This window comes from Caballeronia sordidicola (assembly GCF_002220365.1).
Classification (GTDB): Bacteria; Pseudomonadota; Gammaproteobacteria; order Burkholderiales; family Burkholderiaceae; genus Caballeronia; species Caballeronia sordidicola_C.
The window spans coordinates 1-19,255 of sequence record NZ_MTHB01000041.1; the positions used below are offsets into that span (position 1 = coordinate 1).

The window sequence follows — 19,255 nt, forward strand, 5'->3', positions numbered from 1 at the left end:
AGTACCTCGGTCATGATCTCGCGACCGGTGCACTCGGCCATCGGTTTCTTTACGAAATGACCGGGCAGATCGATAGTGAGTCCGTATCCCCAGAACACCTGCACGTCGCTCGGCTGACCGATGAAATGCGGTTGGTGCGGCAGGACGATCGACATGAGCCAGTTTGAATCCGCGAAGGTGATGAGGCCACCTTCTCCGGGGACATTGCCGGTGAAGTCCCGGACCAGGTTGAAGAACGCAGGATCATGCAATGTGGTCGTGAACGACAGCCACTTCGATTCATCGATGTGATCCGTGAACACGTTCGGGTGGCCGAAAGCGGGGCGGTTCGTGGCGATCTTTTCCCAGAGAGCCCAGGAACCAGAGTCGGCGCTGCCGCCCGGCACGGCGGCGCGATCCATGCCGCCGAGGGTCGAGCCTTCGGTCATTGAGCCCAGGGTGACGATCACCGCATCGCCCGGCCCGACGGGGATTGAAACGCTACGCCCCTCGCACTCGCAGACGATGCCCTCCACGCGCGTTTCGCCGTTGGCCTCGTCAAGCACCAGATCGCTCACGCGCGTGCCGAACTGGAACTGGACACCGCGGTCGTCGAGCCATTTGCTCAGCGGCCGGACCATCGAGTCGTATTGGTTGTAGACCGTGCGCATGATTCCATGCAACTGGTTGAACCCCGACACCATGTGCACGAAGCGCAGCAGGTAGCGCTTGAATTCAACCGCGCTATGCCATGGCTGGAACGCGAAGGTCGTGCACCACATCAGCCAGAAGTCGGTCTTGAAGAAGGCCGGGGCGAAGTAGTCCGCTATGCGGCGGCGGCCGAGCAGGTGCTCCGGTTCAATCGCGAGGCGCTCGAGCGTGAGGATGTCGCTTTCAGTGAGCCCGAACTCGGGTTTGTCGATCCGACGACCGTCGCGTACCAGTCGAGACTTCGACGCAGTCTTCATCGTTTCATTCCAGTCCAGGATTTCCTGTGTGACCGTCTTGCTTTCATCGAGCGTAGGGATCGATGAGAACAGATCAAACGTACACACGTACTTGCTCTCGAGCATGCGGCCGCCCCGCAGTACATAACCTTCTTGCGCGGAGCCCGCTGCGTCCAGGCTGCCGCCTGCTACGCCAAGCGCTTCCAGTATCGTGATATTGCGGCCCGGAACATCGGCATCGCGGATCAGGAAGGCGGCTGCGGCCAGCGATGCAATGCCGCCCCCCACCAGATAAAACTTGCTTTCTTCGGAGGAGAACGGCTTGGCCGTACCGTCCGCGTACGCACGTTGCATGGAATCACCCTGGTTGGGATCGGGTTGAGCGATGGGCGCGAAGACACGCTTTGAAAGGTAACTTTCCCACTTAAACCGGGGTTGACACAGATCAACGAGCGGGGCCGTGCAGTTCCCATGCTGACTCAAATCAAACGACGAAAACCTTGGCGAGGGCGCACGGACAATGGTCGACGAGGACCGCGGCGCAGCCATGCTTGCAGTGGAACTCAAGGCCGATTTGTTGTAACCGCGACTGACGTGCAAGGGGTTTATTTCGACTGGGCAAGCCGTCGTTGCGCTTGGTCGCGCGTGCGAGCCCAGCAGCGCTGGGCGAACTGGCTTTCTCGGCTGTATCCATGGCGCCGAAGGTCGACACGGCGTCCTGCTTTGGAAGCCGCACAGGTCGCCGGACGGTCATCAGCGCGTCAGGCGACATCGGGCAATGATCGCCGGCAATGCCGGGCCAACTCTATCGATGCAACGGCGGCCGGCATTGAAGACGCGGTAGCTACGCAGCTGTCTTGATGAGCGGCTTGACCTCGGCGCCGGGCAGATCTCGTCCGGCGATCGCAAGCGCGAGCGGTGGATTCAGGCTGTCGACCATTGAGGTAGGCATGAGGATGGTCGCCCCGCGTTCCTTGGTCGTTTCGTAGATGATGTTCATCGCGCGCAACTGCAACGCACCCGGCTGCGACTCGTACACCTTGGCCGCTTCGACGAACTTGGCCGCAATTTCTGCTTCTGCCGAACCCAGGATCACGCGAGCTTGTTTTTCGCGCTCGGCCTGCGCCTGGCGCGACATCGCATCCTGCAATGCGACTGGGATTGCGACATCGCGAATCTCGACGGATCCGACGGTCACGCCCCATTCCGCCGTCTTGGCGCCAATCTCGTCACGCAGTTGGGCGTCCGCTGCTCGCCGGTCCGACAGCAGTGCCGCAAGCATGGATGAACCGATCATCTCCCGTAGCGATGTTTGTGCTACGCGGTCGATCGCCTGCCGGTAGTCAGTGATAGCCAATGCAGCCTTTTCCGCGTTGTGAATGTGCCAGAAGATGATCGCGTCGACGTTCACGGGTACCGTGTCTTTCGTGAGCGCTTGCTCGGCGTTGAACGAAGTGGTCTGGATCCTTTCATCGATGACAGCAACCACGTTGTCGATCACCGGGATGATCATGAAGAATCCTGGTCCCCTGACGCCCTGCAACTTGCCAACGCGTAACACCACGTATTTTTCCCAGACGTTCGCGACTCTCACGGACAGGAACACCAGCACGGCTGCGACAAAGAACAGCGGAGCCAGCCACACGCTCACAAATTCGCCGGTAGCCAACCCGGCAAGAAGCAGTACGAACGCAAGGAACAAGGTGATGGGATTCATGATGGTCACTTCCTGAAAGGCTGCCGGCCACGACTACAGCATCAGGCCGGATTGTCGATGGATTCCGCTGCAGCAGGCGATGCGGCGTTGAGGGCGCCCGGATGAGGCGCAGGAACGAGCAGGACTGGACACGTTGCCATTCGGACGAAACGCTCGGCAACGCTCCCTAGCAAGAGCCGCTGGAAACCTCGGCGCCCGTGGGTACCCATCACCACAAGATCGGCTTTCAGCTCGTCCGCCGCAACCAGCAAGCGTTGTGCAATGCCGTCGCCATACAGGTCGACTTCGGCGATCCGCGCGACGCCTCTGGTTTTCTGCAGATGCATTTTCGCGAGCGCCTCATTCGTTACTCGCGTTCCTTCTTTGATCAACACATTGCGCAGGATCGATGGGTCGTAGCCGGGGGCATCGTAGGCCATCAGAGGTGCGTCGATGATATAGACGGGCTGCAGTTCGGCATCGGCCTCACGAGCGATCTGCAGGGCTGCGTCGAGCGCCAGGACGGACGTCTCGCTTCCATCGATTGCGACCAGGATGCGCTTGTACACGGTGTCCTCACTTGGGTAAAACGCAATGCTTGCAGCCGCGCTGCTCAGTGGATGCGGGCGTTACGCCGATGTTTCCACAGGCGAGGGTAGCGCATTCATGCGCCGCAGCGCCAGCCTCGGAAACTACTCAGAAAAAGCCTCGCGGGGCGGCTGCGGTGGCAGTGGAGTGGCTTAATGGAACTCCTCGGTTGAAGTTCCAAAACGCGACAGCGGTTAGATAGGCGAGTAGGATGGATAAAATTGCATGCGCGTTGAATGCGTGCCGAATGCACGGACTGTTACGCGGATACCGGGCGCATAAATTCCCTAACTGAAGCCGTTCCGGGACTGGTTCGTGCGCTCGCTAAAGGGAAACGCAAAGGAAACTTGGGCGGAACCGGCGGGAAACCCGATTATCGTCGAAGCCTGGGATCTACCAATTACGCCCGCTGACCGGCTTGTATTTGTAAGCCAGGAAGACTCGAGGAGCGTTGGCTGCTTCGAAGCAATTCTCTCCGGATACACAAAATGCCTGCAAGTCTCGTCCGTCAGGCTAGCCTCTCTCGACCCAGGTCGAAGCGCAAGCCATTATCAGACGTTGGTCTCGCTGCGCAAGCCGACGACCTTCTTGTCGTCGGGGTCGGCGCATCGGCGGGTGGGCTCGACGCGTGCCGCAAGCTTGTCGAGGCATTGCCGCCGACAACCAACGCAGCATGGATACTCGTCCAGCATCTCGATCCGGCTCACGAAAGCTTGCTGGTGAGTTTGCTTGCCGGCCATACACGGATGACCGTCGTGCAAGCGGCAGACGGTATGTTGATTGAGCGAGAGCACCTTTACATTATTGCCCCGGGTACCTATTTATCCGTTGCAGACGGGGTGTTACGCAGTTCCATCCCGCAAGCTCGGCATGGCGCGCGGCTACCTTTTGACTTCCTGCTGCATTCGCTCTCGAAAGCATACGGCTCACGGGCAGCGTGCGTTGTCCTGTCCGGTACCGGCGCGGATGGCAGTCTCGGTTTAAAGGCGATCAAGGAGCAAGGCGGAATTATCATTGCCCAGGATCCGCATGAAGCGGGATCTGACGGAATGCCACTGAGCGCGATTGCCACTGGCGCAGTGGACCTGGTGTTGCCGCTAGCAAAAATCCCGGAAGCGCTCATGGCATACCAGCGGCGAATTCCGGGCCGGGATCAGGTTGACGAGGGTTCAGGCCAGAGCGCCGGGCCGGTCTGGCTGGCGGCGATTATCGGGTTGTTGCGCACGAGAACCGATCACGATTTCACGCTTTACAAGCGCGGCACGCTGGAGCGTCGAATGGAGCGCCGCCGAGCGATGGCCGCAGTCGAGACGCACGACATGGCTGCCTACATTGAGGTTCTCGCTAACGACCCTGTCGAGCTGGAACTGCTCGCCAAAGACATTCTGATTAACGTCACCCAATTTTTTCGCGATCCAAAGGTTTTTGATTTCCTGGCGAAAACCGTTGTGCCCGAGCTTGTCCGTCTCCACGCGCCGGGTCAGTCTATCCGCATCTGGATCGCGGGGTGCAGCACGGGAGAAGAAACGTATTCGCTTGCCATGCTTTTTCTCGAGGAAATAGCAGCGTCGCGGCGTAACATCAAGCTGCAGGTCTTTGCCTCGGATGCCGATCCGGATGCCCTTGCCAAGGCTCGCGAAGGTCTGTATCCAGAAACCATTGAGGCAGATGTCTCGCCAATTCGACTTGCCAATTTCTTCCTCAAGGAAGGAGGCAACTACCGGGTATTGGCCGATCTGCGCTCGATGGTGGTGTTCACTGCCCATGATGTGCTCGTGGATCCGCCATTTTCCCGGCTCGACATGGTCTCGTGCCGCAATTTGCTGATTTATCTGAATCCCGAAGCACAGACAAAGGTCGTGTCCCTTTTTCACTTCGCATTACGCGACGGAGGCATCCTTCTGCTCGGCAGCGCTGAAACTGTCGGAAAACCTGACGGCCGTTTCGAGATTCTTTCGAAGTCAGAACGCATTTATCGGCATACCGGTCGCGGCAGGTCGCATAACGTCGGCTTTTCGATGAACTCGACCAACGCGGTCCGTATTGCATCGCGGCAAGAGCAGGGACATGCCGTCTCCCGTCAGTCCGCCATGGCGGAGCTGTGCAAGCGGTTGGTCATACAGTCGCATGCGCCTGCCACCGTCCTGATCAGCCGCGACCATGAGTGCATCTATTCCGTCGGACCCACCGACCGGTATCTGCATGTCGCGTCGGGTCCTCCCACTCAGGACATCCTGGCAATGGCCGCGCATGAGGTGCGCAGCAGGCTCAGGCTCGCCATTCAGCGTGCGAGGCAGGGAAATACGCGTGTCGTGGTGGCGGGGGGCACGACGCTGCAAAACGGCAACGTGGTGGGTTTCAAGCTGGACGTCCAGCTTGTCTTGAACGACGGAGAGGAAATGTTCCTGGTTTCCTTTGTCGACGACGCACATCGTGATCAGCAGGACAGGAGGGCCATTCCCAGCACGCAAGAGGACGTGCCTCGGGTGGCAGAACTTGAGAGCGAGCTCGCGGCGGCCAAAGCGGAGCTCGCAAGTGCAATTCGAAGCCTCGAGATGATCAGCGAGGACCATAAGGTGGTCAACGAGGAGGCGTTGTCGGTGAACGAAGAATATCAATCGACCAACGAGGAGCTGCTGACATCAAAAGAAGAATTGCAAGCGTTGAACGAGGAGCTGACTGCGCTCAACAGCCAGCTACAAGAGACGCTGGAACGGCAGCGCACGACGTCCAACGATCTTCAGAATGTCTTGTATAGCACCGAGGTAGCAACGCTTTTCCTGGATATGCAGCTCAATATCCGCTTTTTTACGCCGGCGACGAGATCGCTGTTCAATGTTCTCCCGGGCGACATAGGCCGGCCGCTGCGCGATCTCAGTTCGCTGGCCGCCGATGACGATCTTATTGCCGACACCCGAACCGTACTGGCGACGTCTGTCGCATCCGAGCGTGAGATACAGGCGCAAACCGGTATCTGGTTTATTCGCCGGATCTTGCCGTACAGAACCGAGGACAACCGGGTGGAGGGTGTTGTCATTACGTTCACGGACATCACCGAACGCAAGCTGGTAAAGACCTCGTTGAGGGAAGCGAAACAGCTTGCAGACCAGGCCAACAATGCGAAGTCACGATTCCTGGCTGCGGCGAGCCACGACCTGCGCCAGCCCCTTCAAGCGCTTGTCCTGCTACAAGGTTCGCTCGCGAACGCTGTGGAAGGCGAAGTCGCCAAGAAGATGGTCGAGCGTTTCGAGCATATCCTGAGCTCGATGTCCGGCATGTTGAACGCATTGCTGGACATTAACCAGATCGAAGCCGGAACCGTTCATGCGGAGTTGGTCAGTTTTCCGATTGGTGAGCTCCTTGATCAAATGAAGGACGAGTTTAACGATCGTACGCTGCCGTCAAACCTCGTCTTCCGCGTGGCTCCCTGCAGTCTCTTGATTACAAGCGACCCGCATTTGCTGATGCAGGTGATTCGTAACCTGCTGTCCAATGCCTTCAAGTACACCAAGCGGGGGCGTGTGTTGTTGGGTTGCCGCCGCAGAGGCGACAGACTGCGCATCGAAATCTGGGACACAGGTATTGGCATTCCGAACGATGAGCTGAAGGCGATATTCGACGAGTACCATCAGTTGGACAATGCGGCGCGTGAGCGCAGCCGGGGCCTGGGTCTTGGCCTGTCAATAGCGAATCGTCTGGCCGACCTCCTCGGCGATCGGATCACGGTGCGCTCACAGCCTGGCAAGGGCTCCGTTTTCTCGATCGAAGTCATGCTCGGACCGCTCGAAACAAGTGGGCCTCCGACGCACGATGATGAGCGCATAGGCGAAGTTTCAAGGCCCGATCCGAAGAAGCACAGCGGATCAATACTTGTTATTGAGGACGACCCTGAGGTTCGAGACCTGATGGGATCGATACTCAACGCAGAGGGTTATAACGCAGGGACGGCATCCGACGGTGTCGAGGGATTGGAACTCGTGTTACAGCACGTCCTTCAACCCAACGTCATCCTGGCGGACTACAACCTGCCGGGCGGCATGAATGGGCTCCAGGTTGTTGCCAGCGTACGAAAAATCGCTCGTTGGGAGATTCCAGCGATCATCTTGACGGGTGACATATCGCTGGAGACTCTGCGCGACATTGCCCAAGCGAAATGCCTGCACCTTCACAAGCCGGTGAAGGGGGGCGATCTCATCAAGGCAATCGAAGGTCTCATGGATGCTTCGCGTCACACCGTGCCGCCGCGGGCTTTAGCGCCCGTTTCGCGACCGGCGGGACCGATGTCGTCCGTCGTGTACATAGTCGATGACGATCCGCATGTCCGTACCGAGATTCGGCAGACCCTGGAAGACAACGGCCGCACCGTTGAGGATTACGGGTCCTGTGAGGCTTTTCTGGACGCCTATAAACCGGGAAGAGAGGCATGCCTTCTGGTCGATGCCTATTTGCCGGGTATGAAAGGAGTCGATCTGCTTAAGCTGCTGCATGGCAGGGGCGACCGCTTGCCGGCCATCATGATCACGGGGAATAGTGACGTCAGCGTGGCGGTACAGGCCATGAAGGAAGGTGCTTCGGATTTCATCGAAAAACCGATAGGCGCGGCTGAGTTACTCGAAAGTGTGGGGCGTGCGTTCGAACAGTCGGTGAACTCGCAAAAGCTGACTGCCTGGCGTGAGGCCGCGGCGAATCACATCTCGGGCCTGACACCAAGACAACACCAGATAATGGATCTCGTGCTTGCGGGATGCCCTAGCAAAATTATTGCGGCGGACCTTGGCATTAGTCAGCGTACGGTTGAGAACCACCGGGCGTTGATCATGAAAAAAACAGGCTCGAGGTCGCTGCCGGCGTTGACGCGCCTCGCGCTCGCGGCGCAACTGGCGCAGACCAATGGTGTCGACGAACCGCCTTCCACCGGATAGAAGGGACGGCTGGCTAGCGAAAGCCCATCCACTGCCCCTATTTCGGGCCGCTGCGCTTGATCTCTACTCTCCGTGGTTCCAGCATTGTCTGCCCACGCAAAAAAAGTGCTGCAAAAAATAGCGCTGTCATGCCACCCAAAACGCCCCAGATTGGTAGTGCCATGGCAATACTCCTAGTGTTATGACTACAGGGTGACACGTTCGCGCTACGAGGCAGCACGCACGCCGACGAAAGGGCCGAAAACTATCCGTGATGAACGGATCAGTCTTATCTGGTGAATTTACTCCCTAATAAATCTCCCGACAGGATCGGAAACTACTCAGTTGGCGAAGACAAAAAATCGTGTGGAAACCATCTATCCACCTAGTCGAGGTTAGTCGCGTCATCCACCCGTTCCTCCAACTCTTCAGTAATCAAATCCGCACTCGAAAATCGCTCATCCATGAGCGACGTGGAACATCGGTCTGAGTAGTTTCCGAGTCTGCCTTTGCCGTGCGCTCGGCGCTATTGTGGACATGAGCATGGAGACCTTCGCGCAATCGTGATATCCACTTTTGTGTCAGGACAAAGATCCGTGCCGAACATCACTTCACTGATCGTAGCGCTTCGTTATCTGACTCGCTTTCCCGACGTGACCCATCACTTGCTGGGGGGCGCATGGTCGAGAGGCTGCTGGCAAAGAAGGCGCTCACAGCTGACTCCGGGCTAGAAATCGAGGAACCACATAGGACGTAGATCAAGAATGGGCGTTTTCAGATCTGCGCCGAGTGGCTGAGACATAACCTTACGCAACGCGTGGATCTCGGGAGACTGTCATGGAAAAGCAAGTTTTTACCGCGGAACAGATTCGTCAGGAGGTGCTTAGACGCTTGATTCAAGGAACTCCCGTGCCCGGTGATCATTTGGAGAAGTCTGTTTCGTTGCCCATAGCTCATTCTCCCGATGCTGAGAAGCGGAACTGGGATATGAAGCACGACGATCAAGACCAGCACAACGACTACATTCGTCATGTAATTGATGAAGCACGACGAGATTTTTTGTTATCGGATTCGGCCGAACGCGACGAAATACTAGGAGACTCCTTTGCTCATAGTTGAAGCAGGTGCTTTTCCGGCCGCATCGGGTTCGAACAGACCGGTCGGTTCAAAAGCTATGCGCGGTGCGCACCCGGATTTAATCATTCGGATGACGAAAATAATCATAAAAATTCCGTTGAAGATCCTGAAGGATAGGCCGGGAAGATCCTTGTGATCGAGCGCCGGGAGAGCAATGGCCATGCCGGAATCGTCCATACCCTTTTTTTACGCCGATAACTGCGGCATCGTTCGCGGCGATGCAAGGACGCTGCTCGTCAAGACAATCGAGGCGGTCAGGGGGCTGACGATTCCGGCAGTGGAGTGAGACACCAGACACGTTTTAACAGAGGGAAAAATCATGAAAAGCAAAATGCAAGCGGCGGTTGTTGAAGCATTCGGCAAGCCGCTGGTGTTGAAGGAAGTCGATATTCCAACGCCCGGAACAGGGCAGATACTGGTCAAGACCGAAGCCTGTGGCGTCTGTCATACCGATCTGCATGCGGCGAATGGAGACTGGCCTTTGAAGCCCACGTTGCCGTTCATTCCGGGCCACGAGGGTATCGGCATAGTCACCGCAATCGGCACGGGTGTCACGGCGGTGAAGGAAGGCGATCGTGTTGGCGTGCCCTGGCTCTATTCCGCCTGTGGACATTGTGAATATTGCCTTGCTGCGCGCGAACCGGTGTGTGCGGAGGCTCAGTTCGGCGGCTACACGAAAAACGGCGGCTTCGCCGAGTACATCCTCGCGGACCCCAACTACGTAGCGCACATCCCGGCGCATCTGGCCGCCCGGGATGCAGCCCCGCTTATCTGCGCCGGCATCACGTCCTACAAGGGCATCAAGGAAACGCAGGCCCGCCCGGGCGAATGGGTGGTCATTTCAGGCGTTGGAGGCTTGGGACATTTGGGTATCCAGTACGCCAAGGCCATGGGTCTGCACGTTTGCGCAGTCGACATCGACGACGGCAAGCTCGCCCACGCTAAACGTCTTGGCGCGGATGTGATGGTCAACGCCCGGGACGAAGACCCGATCGCCGCCGTCAGGAAGGCCACCGGTGGCGGCGCTCATGGTGTGCTGATTACCGCACCGTCGCTAGGTGCGTTCAAGCAGGGTGTTGGCATGACCCGCAAGCACGGAACCTGCGTTTTGGTGGGCTTGCCGCCGGGCGAATTCCCGACTCCATTGTTCGACGTGGTGGCCAACTGCATCACGATCAAGGGCTCGTTCGTCGGCAATCGCCGCGACATGGCCGAAACACTTGCCTTTGCCGCCGAGGGCAAGGTGAAGGCGGATATTGAGTTGCAGCCGCTATCGGCGATCAACGACGTGTTCCATCGGCTGGCCCATGGCGACGTTCCTTCGCGCGTGGTGCTGGAGTTTGCGAGTCATTAAGCGCTGCGCATTGCGACAGGCTTTGAATAGCCGTCAAACGGGGAAGGTGAATCGACAAATTAAGGACGGGTGATCTTGATCTGACGCAAGCCAAACGCGCATGTTGGGGATATTGTTGTTCACACGAACTTACGCTAACCGCGACCAGGAACCGGGAACACTGCCCGAGTGCAGGCGACCATGGGCAGGCCGTTGTAAGGATGAACTGCGGAGTGGAATATGAATAGGCTTTATGGAAACGGCCCCGTTCCGAAGGGGTTTTCACCTGAATCGATCGTGGTTACCCCTGCGCGGATTGCTGCCCACAAACGATCCTCCGCCGGTGGTCCGATTTCACTGACCGCGGCCACGTTCGATCAGTATATGGGTGTGTCCGACCTGCCGATCGTCATTCATTTCTGGGCGCGATGGTGCAACGTATCGAAGACGATGCTGCCGCATTTTTCCACTGGCGCTCGTAAGCTCGCGGGGCGGGCATTGTTCGCGAAAGTGGAAACGGACAAGGAGGCATCGCTTGCCCAGCGCTACGGAATTGAATGTGTCCCTACACTTGTGGTTTTCAGGAGTGGACAGGAGATCGTACGCCACTGCGGCGCGATGACCGCGGGGCAGCTCGGCCTTTGGCTGCAACCGCATCTGCAGAAGTCAACGTAGCAAAAGTGTCCTGTCGGCCCTGGACAAGCGCTATTGTCTGAGGATCATCGCCGCTCGGCGGTAGACAATCTACAGCAGTCGCAGGGCCGCTTGAAGCTTGCTCTGACCGTTTCCGCAACCCGAGACCAGGCTTGGTGCCAGCTCTAAATATGAGGAGTATTTAACATGTTGAGAAGCGTAGAAAGTCTTAAAGGTAGCGCGGTTGCTGCGCGTGATGGAATATTGGGGAGCGTCGATGAAGTCTATTTTGATGACGAGGCATGGGGTGTCCGTTATCTCGTGGTTGATACGGGAGGCTGGCTCAATGGTCATCGCGTATTGATTTCACCCTATTCCGTCAAACATACGGACCCAGGCGCGAGCACCGTGTCTGTGGATCTGACGCGCGAGCAGGTGAAGAACAGCCCGGGTATAGATACGCAACAACCCGTGTCTCGTCAGCATGAGCTGGACTATCTGCGTTACTACGGCTATCCCCAGTACTGGGGCGGTCGCGACTCGTGGGGAATGGGCGGTTTTCCGGTGCTCGGTCCAATGCAGATCGGCCCGGGTATCCAGCCGGAATCACGCGAGCCGGATGAACTTGAGGCAGACGCGCCATGGGAGGATGTGCATCTGCGAAGTAGCGACGCTGTGACGGGTTACCACATAGAGGCGCGTGACGCGAGCATAGGTCACGTGTCTGGCTTCATCTTCGATGATAAGGCCTGGGTCATTCGTTATCTGACAGTCGACACTCGAAACTGGTGGCCCGGAGGAAGGACCGTGCTTTTGGCGACTGAGTGGGTTGACTCTGTCGATTGGTTCGGCTCCAGCATTGTCACCGACCTCACACGTGAAGCGATCAAGAAGTGCCCGGACTATGACGATCTGGTGCCGCTGAGCCGTACCTACGAAACAGCGCTGCACACCTTTCATAGCAGAGACGGATACTGGACGAAAGGCGACCGTGCTTCGCGGTGACGCGACCACTGACGCGACGCCTGAAGCGACTCTCTGCGAAAGACGGGCGGGGCTCGATCTTGTGAAAATGTCGAGCGGCCGTTCGTTTAAGGCATTGGGCGCGGGTTCGGTGGGGCGGAGGACGAGTGGTTCGGTGAAATCGCCGGCGACGTCAGCAGGTTGGGTCATCGGATCCCTATGATTTCCTACCCGATCGTCACGCTGTCGCCGCGCGACTATGATGCCGTTCTGTTTGACCTGGATGGTGTGCTGGCAAAGACAGCGCACTTGCATGCCCGTGCGTGGAAGCAGGTCTTGCACGACTTGCTCGCGCAGCACGCGGTCCGTGCGGGTGTGCCGTCCATCCCGTTTGACATCGATGCTGACTACGCGCGCTACATGGACGGCAAGTCGCAAGACGACGGCATCGCAGCGTTCCTTGCGGCGCATGAGATCCATTTGCCGATCGGCTCGCCGGATGATAGGACCGAGGTCCTAAGTAGACGCTCATTGGGTCCACTGGAAAGCCGATATTTCCTTCAGAATCTTAAAGCAGACGGCGTCGGGCTTTACGATGCCTCTATTGAGTTGGTGCGCAAACTGCGCGCACTGAGTATCAGGACGGCTGTCGTATCCTTTGCAGGCAACTGCTCGGCCGTGCTGGAAGCGGCTGGCATTACTCAACTTTTCGACGTGCAAGTGAACGGTCTGGACGCTGATATCGGTGACCCGAATTCCATGCCGGAACCGGATGCCTGGCGCGATGTGGTGCGACGCCTCGGCGCAGACATTTCAAGAGTGGCCGTAGTAAGCCAGTGGATTGCAGGAATAGACGCTGGTCATGCAGCCCGGTTCGGGTGTGTCATTGGTGTTGATCGAGGTGGACGCACGCAGGAACTGCGCGACGCCGGCGCTGATGTCGTTGTCACTGACTCGTCTCAGGTTCAGGCAACGGCTGCGCCTCCTCCCGAATGGTCATTGGTATTCACGGGCTTCGAGCCTGCTCATGAAGGCGTCAGGGAAACCTTGTGTACTTTGGGCAACGGCTACTTCGCGACTCGTGCGGCCGCGCCATGGAGCATTGCCGACGATGTCCATTATCCCGGGACGTATCTCGCGTGCGGGTATAACCGGTTGCACACCGACATTGCCGGGCGAGAAGTTGAAAACGAAGACCTCGTCAATCTCCCCAACTGGCTGGAACTCACGTTTCGCATAGGCACGGAGGACTGGTTCGACATGCGAGCCGTGACACTCTCGTCCTATCGGCAGGAGCTTGATCTTCGTCGCGGCATGCTCTTGAGATCGGTATCGTTCGAAGACGCGAAGGGGCGCAGGAGCACGCTTGACGAGCGCCGCTTCATCTCAATGAGGGATATGCATCTGGGAGCGCTGGAGCTCACGTTGACCGCCCACGATTGGTCGGCGCCGGTCACCGTGCGCTCGGCCATCGACGCACGCGTTGTCAACGGCGGCGCCAAGCTATACCGAAAGTTCAGTAACAAGCACATTGAGCCGCTGGCGGCGGAGGTCGTAGGAAAGGACTGCGTCGCCGTGACCATCCGCACGAGCCAGTCGCATGTGAATGTGAGTCAAGCGTCGCGTACTCGGGCGTTGCACCACGGCGGGTTGTTGGACCTGCCACGGCGAGTGATCGAAGAGCCGGGGTACATCGGCCAGGAATTCTGCAAGGATCTGGCCCCGGGCGAGTCGCTTGTCATCAATAAAATTGCCGCGCTCTATTCGTCGCGCGACCCGGCTATTTCAGAGTGCGGATTTGAAGCGCGCAAGGCGATCACGAGAGCAGGATCTTTCGATGAACTCGCGGCCGGTCACGCGTTGACCTGGAAGCACCTGTGGCGGCGTTTCGACGTGCGCATTGAACCGGCTGACCCAAGCTTCAAGTTGAACGTATCCATGTTGCTGCGCTTGAACATGTTTCATCTCTTGCAAGCCGTGTCGCCGAATTCCATCGGCCGTGATATTGGCGTACCGGCGAGGGGATGGACGGGGGAAGGGTACCAGGGGCATATCTTTTGGGACGAGTTATTCATTTTTCCGTTCTTCAACTATCGCTTGCCGGAAATCACGCGGTCGCTGCTGATGTACCGCTACCGGCGCCTTGGGGAGGCTCGCGCGGCTGCCGCCGCGGCTGGCTATGCGGGGGCCATGTTCCCTTGGCAGAGTGGAAGCGATGGCAGCGAGGAAACCCAGGCGTTCAATCTCAACCCGCGCTCGCAACATTGGGTGCCTGACAACTCTTACTTGCAGCGTCATGTAGGCAGTGCAATTGCGTATAACGTCTGGCAATACTTTCAGGTGACGCACGATGTCGAATTCCTGTATGCATACGGAGCAGAACTGATCCTCGATATTGCCCGGTTCTGGTCCAGCATTGCGACGTTCAACCCGGCGCGTGGACGCTTCGAGATCCACGGCGTGCTTGGACCCGACGAGTTCCACGATGCTTATCCCGGGTCCACGACGCCCGGTATCAACAACAATGCCTACACGAACGTCATGGCGGTCTGGGTGCTGCGCCGGGCCCGGGACGTGCTCGATCTTTTGCCCGAAATACGGCGCACCGAACTGATGATCGACCTTGACTTGACGGCCAGCGAGATAGACCACTGGGACGACATCAGCCGGAAAATGGTCATCCCATTTCATGATGAAGGGATCATCAGCCAGTTTGAGGGCTATGAAAAGTTACGCGAACTTGACTGGGATGCCTACCGTGTTCGTTATTCGAATATCCAGCGGCTCGACTTGATCCTTGAAGGCGAGGGTGACAGCGCGAATGGCTACAAGCTTTCGAAACAGCCTGATACGCTGATGTTGTTCTATTTGTTTTCCGCCGAAGAACTCACTGAACTATTCCTCCGCCTCGGCTACCCGTTTCCGAGCACCACTATTCCGCGGAACGTCGACTACTACACGGACCGGTCATCGGATGGTTCTACGTTGAGCAGGGTCGTCAACGCGTGGGTCCTCGCACGATCGGATCGGCCACGGTCCATGGGGTTCTTCGCTCAGGCGCTGCAAAGCGACGTGGTTGACATTCAGGATGGCACGACCGCCGAGGGCGTCCATCTCGGGGCAATGGCTGGAACGGTCGATATCGTGCAACGCGTCTGGACCGGTATCGAGATCAAAGATGACCGCTTGCGGTTCAACCCTCAATTGCCACTTGATATTGAGTACCTCGAGATGCGCATTCGCTACCGGGGGCACTCGATTGACCTGAGGCTCGATCATGACACGCTGACGCTGCATGTCCATAACGGGGTTGCAGCGCCTATCGATCTGCTCGTGGGCGGAGAAACGTATGAACTGCAAAGCGGCACGACGCGGGCGTTTCCACTGACCGCAGCGGCAACGGACTGTACAGCGGAGGAAGTGGCCCGGTGAAACACGTCATTGGCTGGACTGGGATCGTTGTAGTGGTTGATTCCGCGCGGAAAGCGCGTCCGGCATGGTCACCGCTTCCGGACGGAAAAACCCGCTCGCAGTTTCCAGCTCACGGAAACTCGGCCGACTAAATCGGATCTGGTACGGTGCTAGACGCGTGACAGACCGAGAGGGTTGACGATCCGGATCTGCTTGCCGTGGGCATCGACGAGACCTTGTTTTTGTAACTTCGAGAACATCCGGCTCACCGTTTCCAGTTTGATTCCCAGGTAATTGCCCATTTCTTCCCGCGTCATGCGGAGGTAAAAGTCGACCGGCGAGTACCCTCGCGCCTTCATCCGGACCGACAGGTCGAGAAGAAACGCTGCTACGCGCTGTTCCGCGGACATCGTTCCAAGCATCATCATGTGACTGGACTCCCGGACAATTTCACCACTCAGCACGCGGTAAAAGTGGTGCTGGATTGAACTGACCTGATGACACAGCGAAGCCAGAAGTGCAAAGCGGATGACGGATACTTCGCTGTCCTCGAGCGCAATTGCGTCGCAGTTGTGGCGCTCGGTGCAGAGTCCGTCAAGGCCCAGCGCCTCGCCCATGAACTGAAAGCCGGTCACTTGCTCTTTGCCGTCGCGGTGAGTGATAACAGTCTTGAAGCAGCCGGCGCGCACCGTATAGATACTATCGAATGGGTCATGCGTACGGTACAGTGCATTCCCACGTTTGACTTTACGCGTTGTGCATATGATCGATTGCAAGCGAGTGAGGTCCAGCAGGGTAGCGCCTTTTGCTACGGGAACGGCAGGAGGCGAGTGATCGATGCGGCCCGGCCGGTAGTGCGGAAAAGCGGCCGACGGGTTGCGCGCCTGCTGGCCCGACGCGGCCGGTGCGGGATAGATGGCGGGTTTGACTTGAACTGAAAGCATGGTCGGCTCCTGATCTCGGATCGAATATCTTCAAGAAAATTCTATATAGTAAGGAATACGATATATCAGTTCACGTTATTCCTCGATTCAGATGCAGCCAGCGGTTCGTCAGAGCGAGATGGTCAGGTCGTTCTCCACGGCGGACGCGCCGGGAGCGGACCATGCGATCGCGACTGCCAGATCCCGGTCGTGCGGTGTGCGCACGGTCCCAGTCAGTTTCACCGTTGCGCCGTTTGCCGTTACCGTAATGTTGCGCGAGTCGGACCACGAACGATCCAGCGCGTGCATGAGGTCGCCTCGCACCTTCAAGACGTTGATGGCGGCCCTGAGCGTAATCTGGTTCGTCACGCCGGTCACGCCGAGTAGCCGTCGAACGTCCTGAACGGCAGCCTCTCTTTGGAAGTGCCAGTCCACTTTCCCGCTAAGCGTTATCCAGCCGTCCTCCACCTTCACCCCCACCGTGTCTCGTGGAACCGAGACATCCCACGCGAGCCGATTCACGATTGCCGCGGCTATGTCGTCGTCGCTGCGCTTTGCATCGAAGGCAAGCCGGACCTCGACATTGTCCACAACCGCCTCGACTCCCTTGACACGTAGGGCGGCGGCCTCGGCCGCATGTTTTTCCGCGAATGTTTCGACATGCCCGGTCAACGTAACGATGCCCGCGATCGCCGTGACGCCAACGTGTGCAGCGATCACGCTGGGTTCCCAGGCAAGCTCCGAAAGAACGGCCTGTTGCAATTCGCTGTCGTTATAAATGACCGCCATGATGTCTCCGGGATGTGCAGAAGTAACGTGCGCGGAAGGAGAACGGCACGGGAGAAACGCGTCCTGCAGGGACACGCTCTTCCGGGCAGGCCCTTGCGCAGCGATGAATGGTTTGATCTTGATGCTACCGATGATAGGAGGTTGAAAGCGGGTCCGATAGACTCGGAAACTACTCAGCTTGATGTGCGCGATGTGCGCTCGCCGATGGCGTTGATGGCCGGACACACAGATTCTTTCCAGCGGCATTTTTTCGAAGGCGATTGACTCGCTCTGAGTATTTTCCGAATCTGCCCTCATTGGCATTTACGCCGGATACTAGGATTTTTTGGGCCTATGTGAATTTGTTCAGGCGCTCGGGATCGACCATGGTTGACTCCTTCCAGCGCACGCAGCCTGATGCTATGGAGCTTGGATATGCGTTCAAATCGCTATGTGAGTCACGGTACCGTTGGAGCTGACAACGCGTCGTGCGTCTTCGGCATGCCTCGAGCATGACCGATAACACACAGCCGATTTCCGCATCACAAAGACCCCCGATCTTATCGGCGGGAATCTTTGATGTGGACGGCGTCCTGCTTGCCTCGCCTCATGAGCGCGCGTGGCGAGAAGCGCTGGGAGATCCGGCTGACGAAGCTCGTTTCACCACGGCTGTGTACCAGTCCCAGGTGGCTGGCAAGCCACGCCTCGCCGGCGCGCTAGCAGCCTTGCAGGCGCTAGGCCGGCGCCACGCTGATCGGGAGGCCGCAGACTACGCGCAGCGCAAGCAAAGACGACTGGAGGAACTGATACACGCTGGGGCAGTGAACGCGTTCCCCGACGCGTTGCGCTTCGTTCGGGCCGTCATGGCGTTAGGGTGGCCCATGGCCGTTGCGTCCTCGTCGAAGAACGCCAACGAAATGATGAGGCTCGTTCAACTGGACGCGGACCATAGCCTCCTCGATGTCTTTGGATCGAATGTCTGCGGCCGCGATTTAAAGCAAGGCAAGCCAAACCCGGAAATCTTCCTCCTGGCCGCTGCGGATTTGCCGGCCGCCCCTGGAAACTGCTTCGTGGTGGAGGATGCGCCAGCCGGCATCGAAGCCGCGTGCGCCGGCGGCATGACGGGTCTTGGCATTGCCCGGCTTCATGATGCGGCCTCGCTCCGGGCCGCGGGAGCAAGCCTCGTTGTGACCAGTCTCGACGAAGTTTCCATTGAAGAACTGTCGCTAGGCCGGCTTTGCCGGCGCGCACCATGACCGCCACTGAAACCCTGGCGGGTGCGTTGACTTCAACGGACGACTGCGACTGGATCGTCGAGGAAGCCGGATACGATCCGCTGCGCGCCGTGCGCAACCGGAATCGATTATTTGGAACTGCTTATTGAAATACAGCCATTGGAAAACCACGTACGAAGATTTGAGACCTGGCATTTGACGATCGGCTTGAAAATGGCTGGGAAGACTATGAAACGAACACTTTTATTGATGATGGCAGTCGCGAGTCTTGAAGCTTGCACGATGAGCGGATCACCAATCGACGGTCATCGTTACGAGGCTGCTTTAGATAAGGCTCGCGATGACGCATCAATAGACTGCGTGGGGCAGGTGGCATGCGACGCGATGTGGCAAAGGACTCGGGAATTTGTTACGCAGCACTCGGCGACCAACATTATTCGCGCGAACAAAACTGCCATTGAGACAGCGGAGCCGCATGAATCAGGTGTTCTTTATTTATGGGCGTCGCGCACCCTCATGGACAACGGCATCGGCAGTTCGACGATTCGGGTAAAGGGCTTATGCCGCGGGATGTACACGACCGACGGGAACCCTGCATGGATGTATGTCACATGCGCCGAACTGATCACGCACGCAGAAAGGGAGTTTCGTCAATTTTCCGCTGGTGCTGATCCAGGGAAGGACGCGGTGCCTGAGTAGGCTTTTGGAAGGCGCGAGCATACCTTAGTGGATCGCAAGGGA

At 58.0% G+C, this 19,255-nt stretch carries 16 protein-coding genes; 10 read left to right on the plus strand and 6 right to left on the minus strand.

Going from position 1 to position 19,255, the window contains the following annotated elements; all coding sequences use genetic code 11:
• The 4 genes from BSU04_RS06315 to BSU04_RS06330 all read right to left on the minus strand — a co-directional run.
• Window positions 1-1,280, minus strand: a 1,280-nt coding sequence (locus BSU04_RS06315; RefSeq protein WP_089159795.1) for an oleate hydratase, incomplete at its 3' end; no start/stop codon positions are given.
• Window positions 1,281-1,410: 130 nt separating this feature from the next.
• A complete protein-coding gene (locus tag BSU04_RS06320) occupies window positions 1,411-1,638 on the minus strand; it encodes a hypothetical protein (RefSeq protein WP_144021137.1) in 228 nt (75 codons plus the stop codon).
• A 132-nt stretch (window positions 1,639-1,770) separates the two neighbouring features.
• Window positions 1,771-2,643 carry a slipin family protein gene (locus BSU04_RS06325; protein ID WP_089159797.1) on the minus strand — a complete coding sequence of 291 codons (873 nt, stop codon included), beginning with the start codon at window positions 2,641-2,643 and terminating at the stop codon, window positions 1,771-1,773.
• A gap of 41 nt (window positions 2,644-2,684) precedes the next feature.
• Window positions 2,685-3,191 carry a universal stress protein gene (locus BSU04_RS06330; protein ID WP_089159798.1) on the minus strand — a complete coding sequence of 169 codons (507 nt, stop codon included), beginning with the start codon at window positions 3,189-3,191 and terminating at the stop codon, window positions 2,685-2,687.
• Between the two features lie 507 nt (window positions 3,192-3,698).
• Between BSU04_RS06330 and BSU04_RS06335 the strand changes: the two genes are divergently transcribed.
• The 7 genes from BSU04_RS06335 to BSU04_RS06360 all read left to right on the plus strand — a co-directional run bounded on the left by BSU04_RS06335 (window position 3,699) and on the right by BSU04_RS06360 (window position 15,609).
• On the plus strand, window positions 3,699-8,132 hold the full coding sequence (locus BSU04_RS06335; RefSeq protein WP_089159799.1) for a CheR family methyltransferase: 4,434 nt from the start codon (window positions 3,699-3,701) through the stop codon (window positions 8,130-8,132).
• Between the two features lie 816 nt (window positions 8,133-8,948).
• Window positions 8,949-9,230 (plus strand): hypothetical protein, encoded by a 282-nt coding sequence (locus BSU04_RS06340; protein WP_089159800.1) that lies wholly within the window; start codon window positions 8,949-8,951, stop codon window positions 9,228-9,230.
• A gap of 172 nt (window positions 9,231-9,402) precedes the next feature.
• Window positions 9,403-9,534 (plus strand): hypothetical protein, encoded by a 132-nt coding sequence (locus tag BSU04_RS47390; protein WP_256982234.1) that lies wholly within the window; start codon window positions 9,403-9,405, stop codon window positions 9,532-9,534.
• Window positions 9,535-9,567: 33 nt separating this feature from the next.
• Complete coding sequence (locus BSU04_RS06345) at window positions 9,568-10,602, plus strand: zinc-dependent alcohol dehydrogenase (RefSeq protein WP_089159801.1); 1,035 nt, start codon at window positions 9,568-9,570, stop codon at window positions 10,600-10,602.
• Between the two features lie 219 nt (window positions 10,603-10,821).
• Window positions 10,822-11,256, plus strand: a complete 435-nt coding sequence (locus BSU04_RS06350) for a thioredoxin family protein (RefSeq protein WP_089159802.1) — start codon at window positions 10,822-10,824, stop codon at window positions 11,254-11,256.
• 165 nt (window positions 11,257-11,421) lie between these two features.
• Window positions 11,422-12,219 carry a PRC-barrel domain-containing protein gene (locus tag BSU04_RS06355; protein WP_089159803.1) on the plus strand — a complete coding sequence of 266 codons (798 nt, stop codon included), beginning with the start codon at window positions 11,422-11,424 and terminating at the stop codon, window positions 12,217-12,219.
• Between the two features lie 177 nt (window positions 12,220-12,396).
• Window positions 12,397-15,609, plus strand: coding sequence for an HAD family hydrolase (locus BSU04_RS06360; RefSeq protein WP_089159804.1), 3,213 nt, complete (start codon window positions 12,397-12,399; stop codon window positions 15,607-15,609).
• 149 nt (window positions 15,610-15,758) lie between these two features.
• Here the strand turns inward: BSU04_RS06360 and BSU04_RS06365 are convergent, their stop codons facing one another.
• Together BSU04_RS06365 and BSU04_RS06370 are read right to left on the minus strand one after the other, a co-directional pair.
• Window positions 15,759-16,532, minus strand: coding sequence for a helix-turn-helix domain-containing protein (locus BSU04_RS06365; RefSeq protein ID WP_089159805.1), 774 nt, complete (start codon window positions 16,530-16,532; stop codon window positions 15,759-15,761).
• Window positions 16,533-16,640: 108 nt separating this feature from the next.
• Window positions 16,641-17,300, minus strand: coding sequence for a BON domain-containing protein (locus BSU04_RS06370; protein ID WP_218827240.1), 660 nt, complete (start codon window positions 17,298-17,300; stop codon window positions 16,641-16,643).
• 560 nt (window positions 17,301-17,860) lie between these two features.
• Here BSU04_RS06370 and BSU04_RS06375 point away from each other — a divergent pair.
• The 3 genes from BSU04_RS06375 to BSU04_RS06380 are packed head-to-tail and all read left to right on the plus strand — an operon-like array spanning window position 17,861 to window position 19,213.
• Window positions 17,861-18,535, plus strand: a complete 675-nt coding sequence (locus tag BSU04_RS06375; RefSeq protein ID WP_256982236.1) for an HAD family hydrolase — start codon at window positions 17,861-17,863, stop codon at window positions 18,533-18,535.
• Window positions 18,532-18,663 carry a hypothetical protein gene (locus tag BSU04_RS47395; protein WP_256982237.1) on the plus strand — a complete coding sequence of 44 codons (132 nt, stop codon included), beginning with the start codon at window positions 18,532-18,534 and terminating at the stop codon, window positions 18,661-18,663. The genes BSU04_RS06375 and BSU04_RS47395 overlap by 4 nt, the downstream gene beginning before the upstream one ends.
• Window positions 18,647-19,213 carry a hypothetical protein gene (locus tag BSU04_RS06380; protein WP_144021138.1) on the plus strand — a complete coding sequence of 189 codons (567 nt, stop codon included), beginning with the start codon at window positions 18,647-18,649 and terminating at the stop codon, window positions 19,211-19,213. Before BSU04_RS47395 ends, BSU04_RS06380 begins: the two co-directional genes overlap by 17 nt.
• Window positions 19,214-19,255 lie beyond the last annotated feature (42 nt).

Bases quoted from the DNA above. Each gene is read 5' to 3' on its own strand.
- BSU04_RS06355 (WP_089159803.1), top strand. From the start codon at position 11,422: ATGTTGAGAAGCGTAGAAAGTCTTAAAGGTAGCGCGGTTGCTGCGCGT.
- BSU04_RS06335 (WP_089159799.1), top strand. From the start codon at position 3,699: ATGCCTGCAAGTCTCGTCCGTCAGGCTAGCCTCTCTCGACCCAGGTCG.
- BSU04_RS06350 (WP_089159802.1), top strand. From the start codon at position 10,822: ATGAATAGGCTTTATGGAAACGGCCCCGTTCCGAAGGGGTTTTCACCT.
- BSU04_RS47390 (WP_256982234.1), top strand. From the start codon at position 9,403: ATGGCCATGCCGGAATCGTCCATACCCTTTTTTTACGCCGATAACTGC.
- BSU04_RS47395 (WP_256982237.1), top strand. From the start codon at position 18,532: ATGACCGCCACTGAAACCCTGGCGGGTGCGTTGACTTCAACGGACGAC.
- BSU04_RS06365 (WP_089159805.1), bottom strand. From the start codon at position 16,532: ATGCTTTCAGTTCAAGTCAAACCCGCCATCTATCCCGCACCGGCCGCG.
- BSU04_RS06370 (WP_218827240.1), bottom strand. From the start codon at position 17,300: ATGGCGGTCATTTATAACGACAGCGAATTGCAACAGGCCGTTCTTTCG.
- BSU04_RS06340 (WP_089159800.1), top strand. From the start codon at position 8,949: ATGGAAAAGCAAGTTTTTACCGCGGAACAGATTCGTCAGGAGGTGCTT.
- BSU04_RS06325 (WP_089159797.1), bottom strand. From the start codon at position 2,643: ATGAATCCCATCACCTTGTTCCTTGCGTTCGTACTGCTTCTTGCCGGG.
- BSU04_RS06360 (WP_089159804.1), top strand. From the start codon at position 12,397: ATGATTTCCTACCCGATCGTCACGCTGTCGCCGCGCGACTATGATGCC.
- BSU04_RS06345 (WP_089159801.1), top strand. From the start codon at position 9,568: ATGAAAAGCAAAATGCAAGCGGCGGTTGTTGAAGCATTCGGCAAGCCG.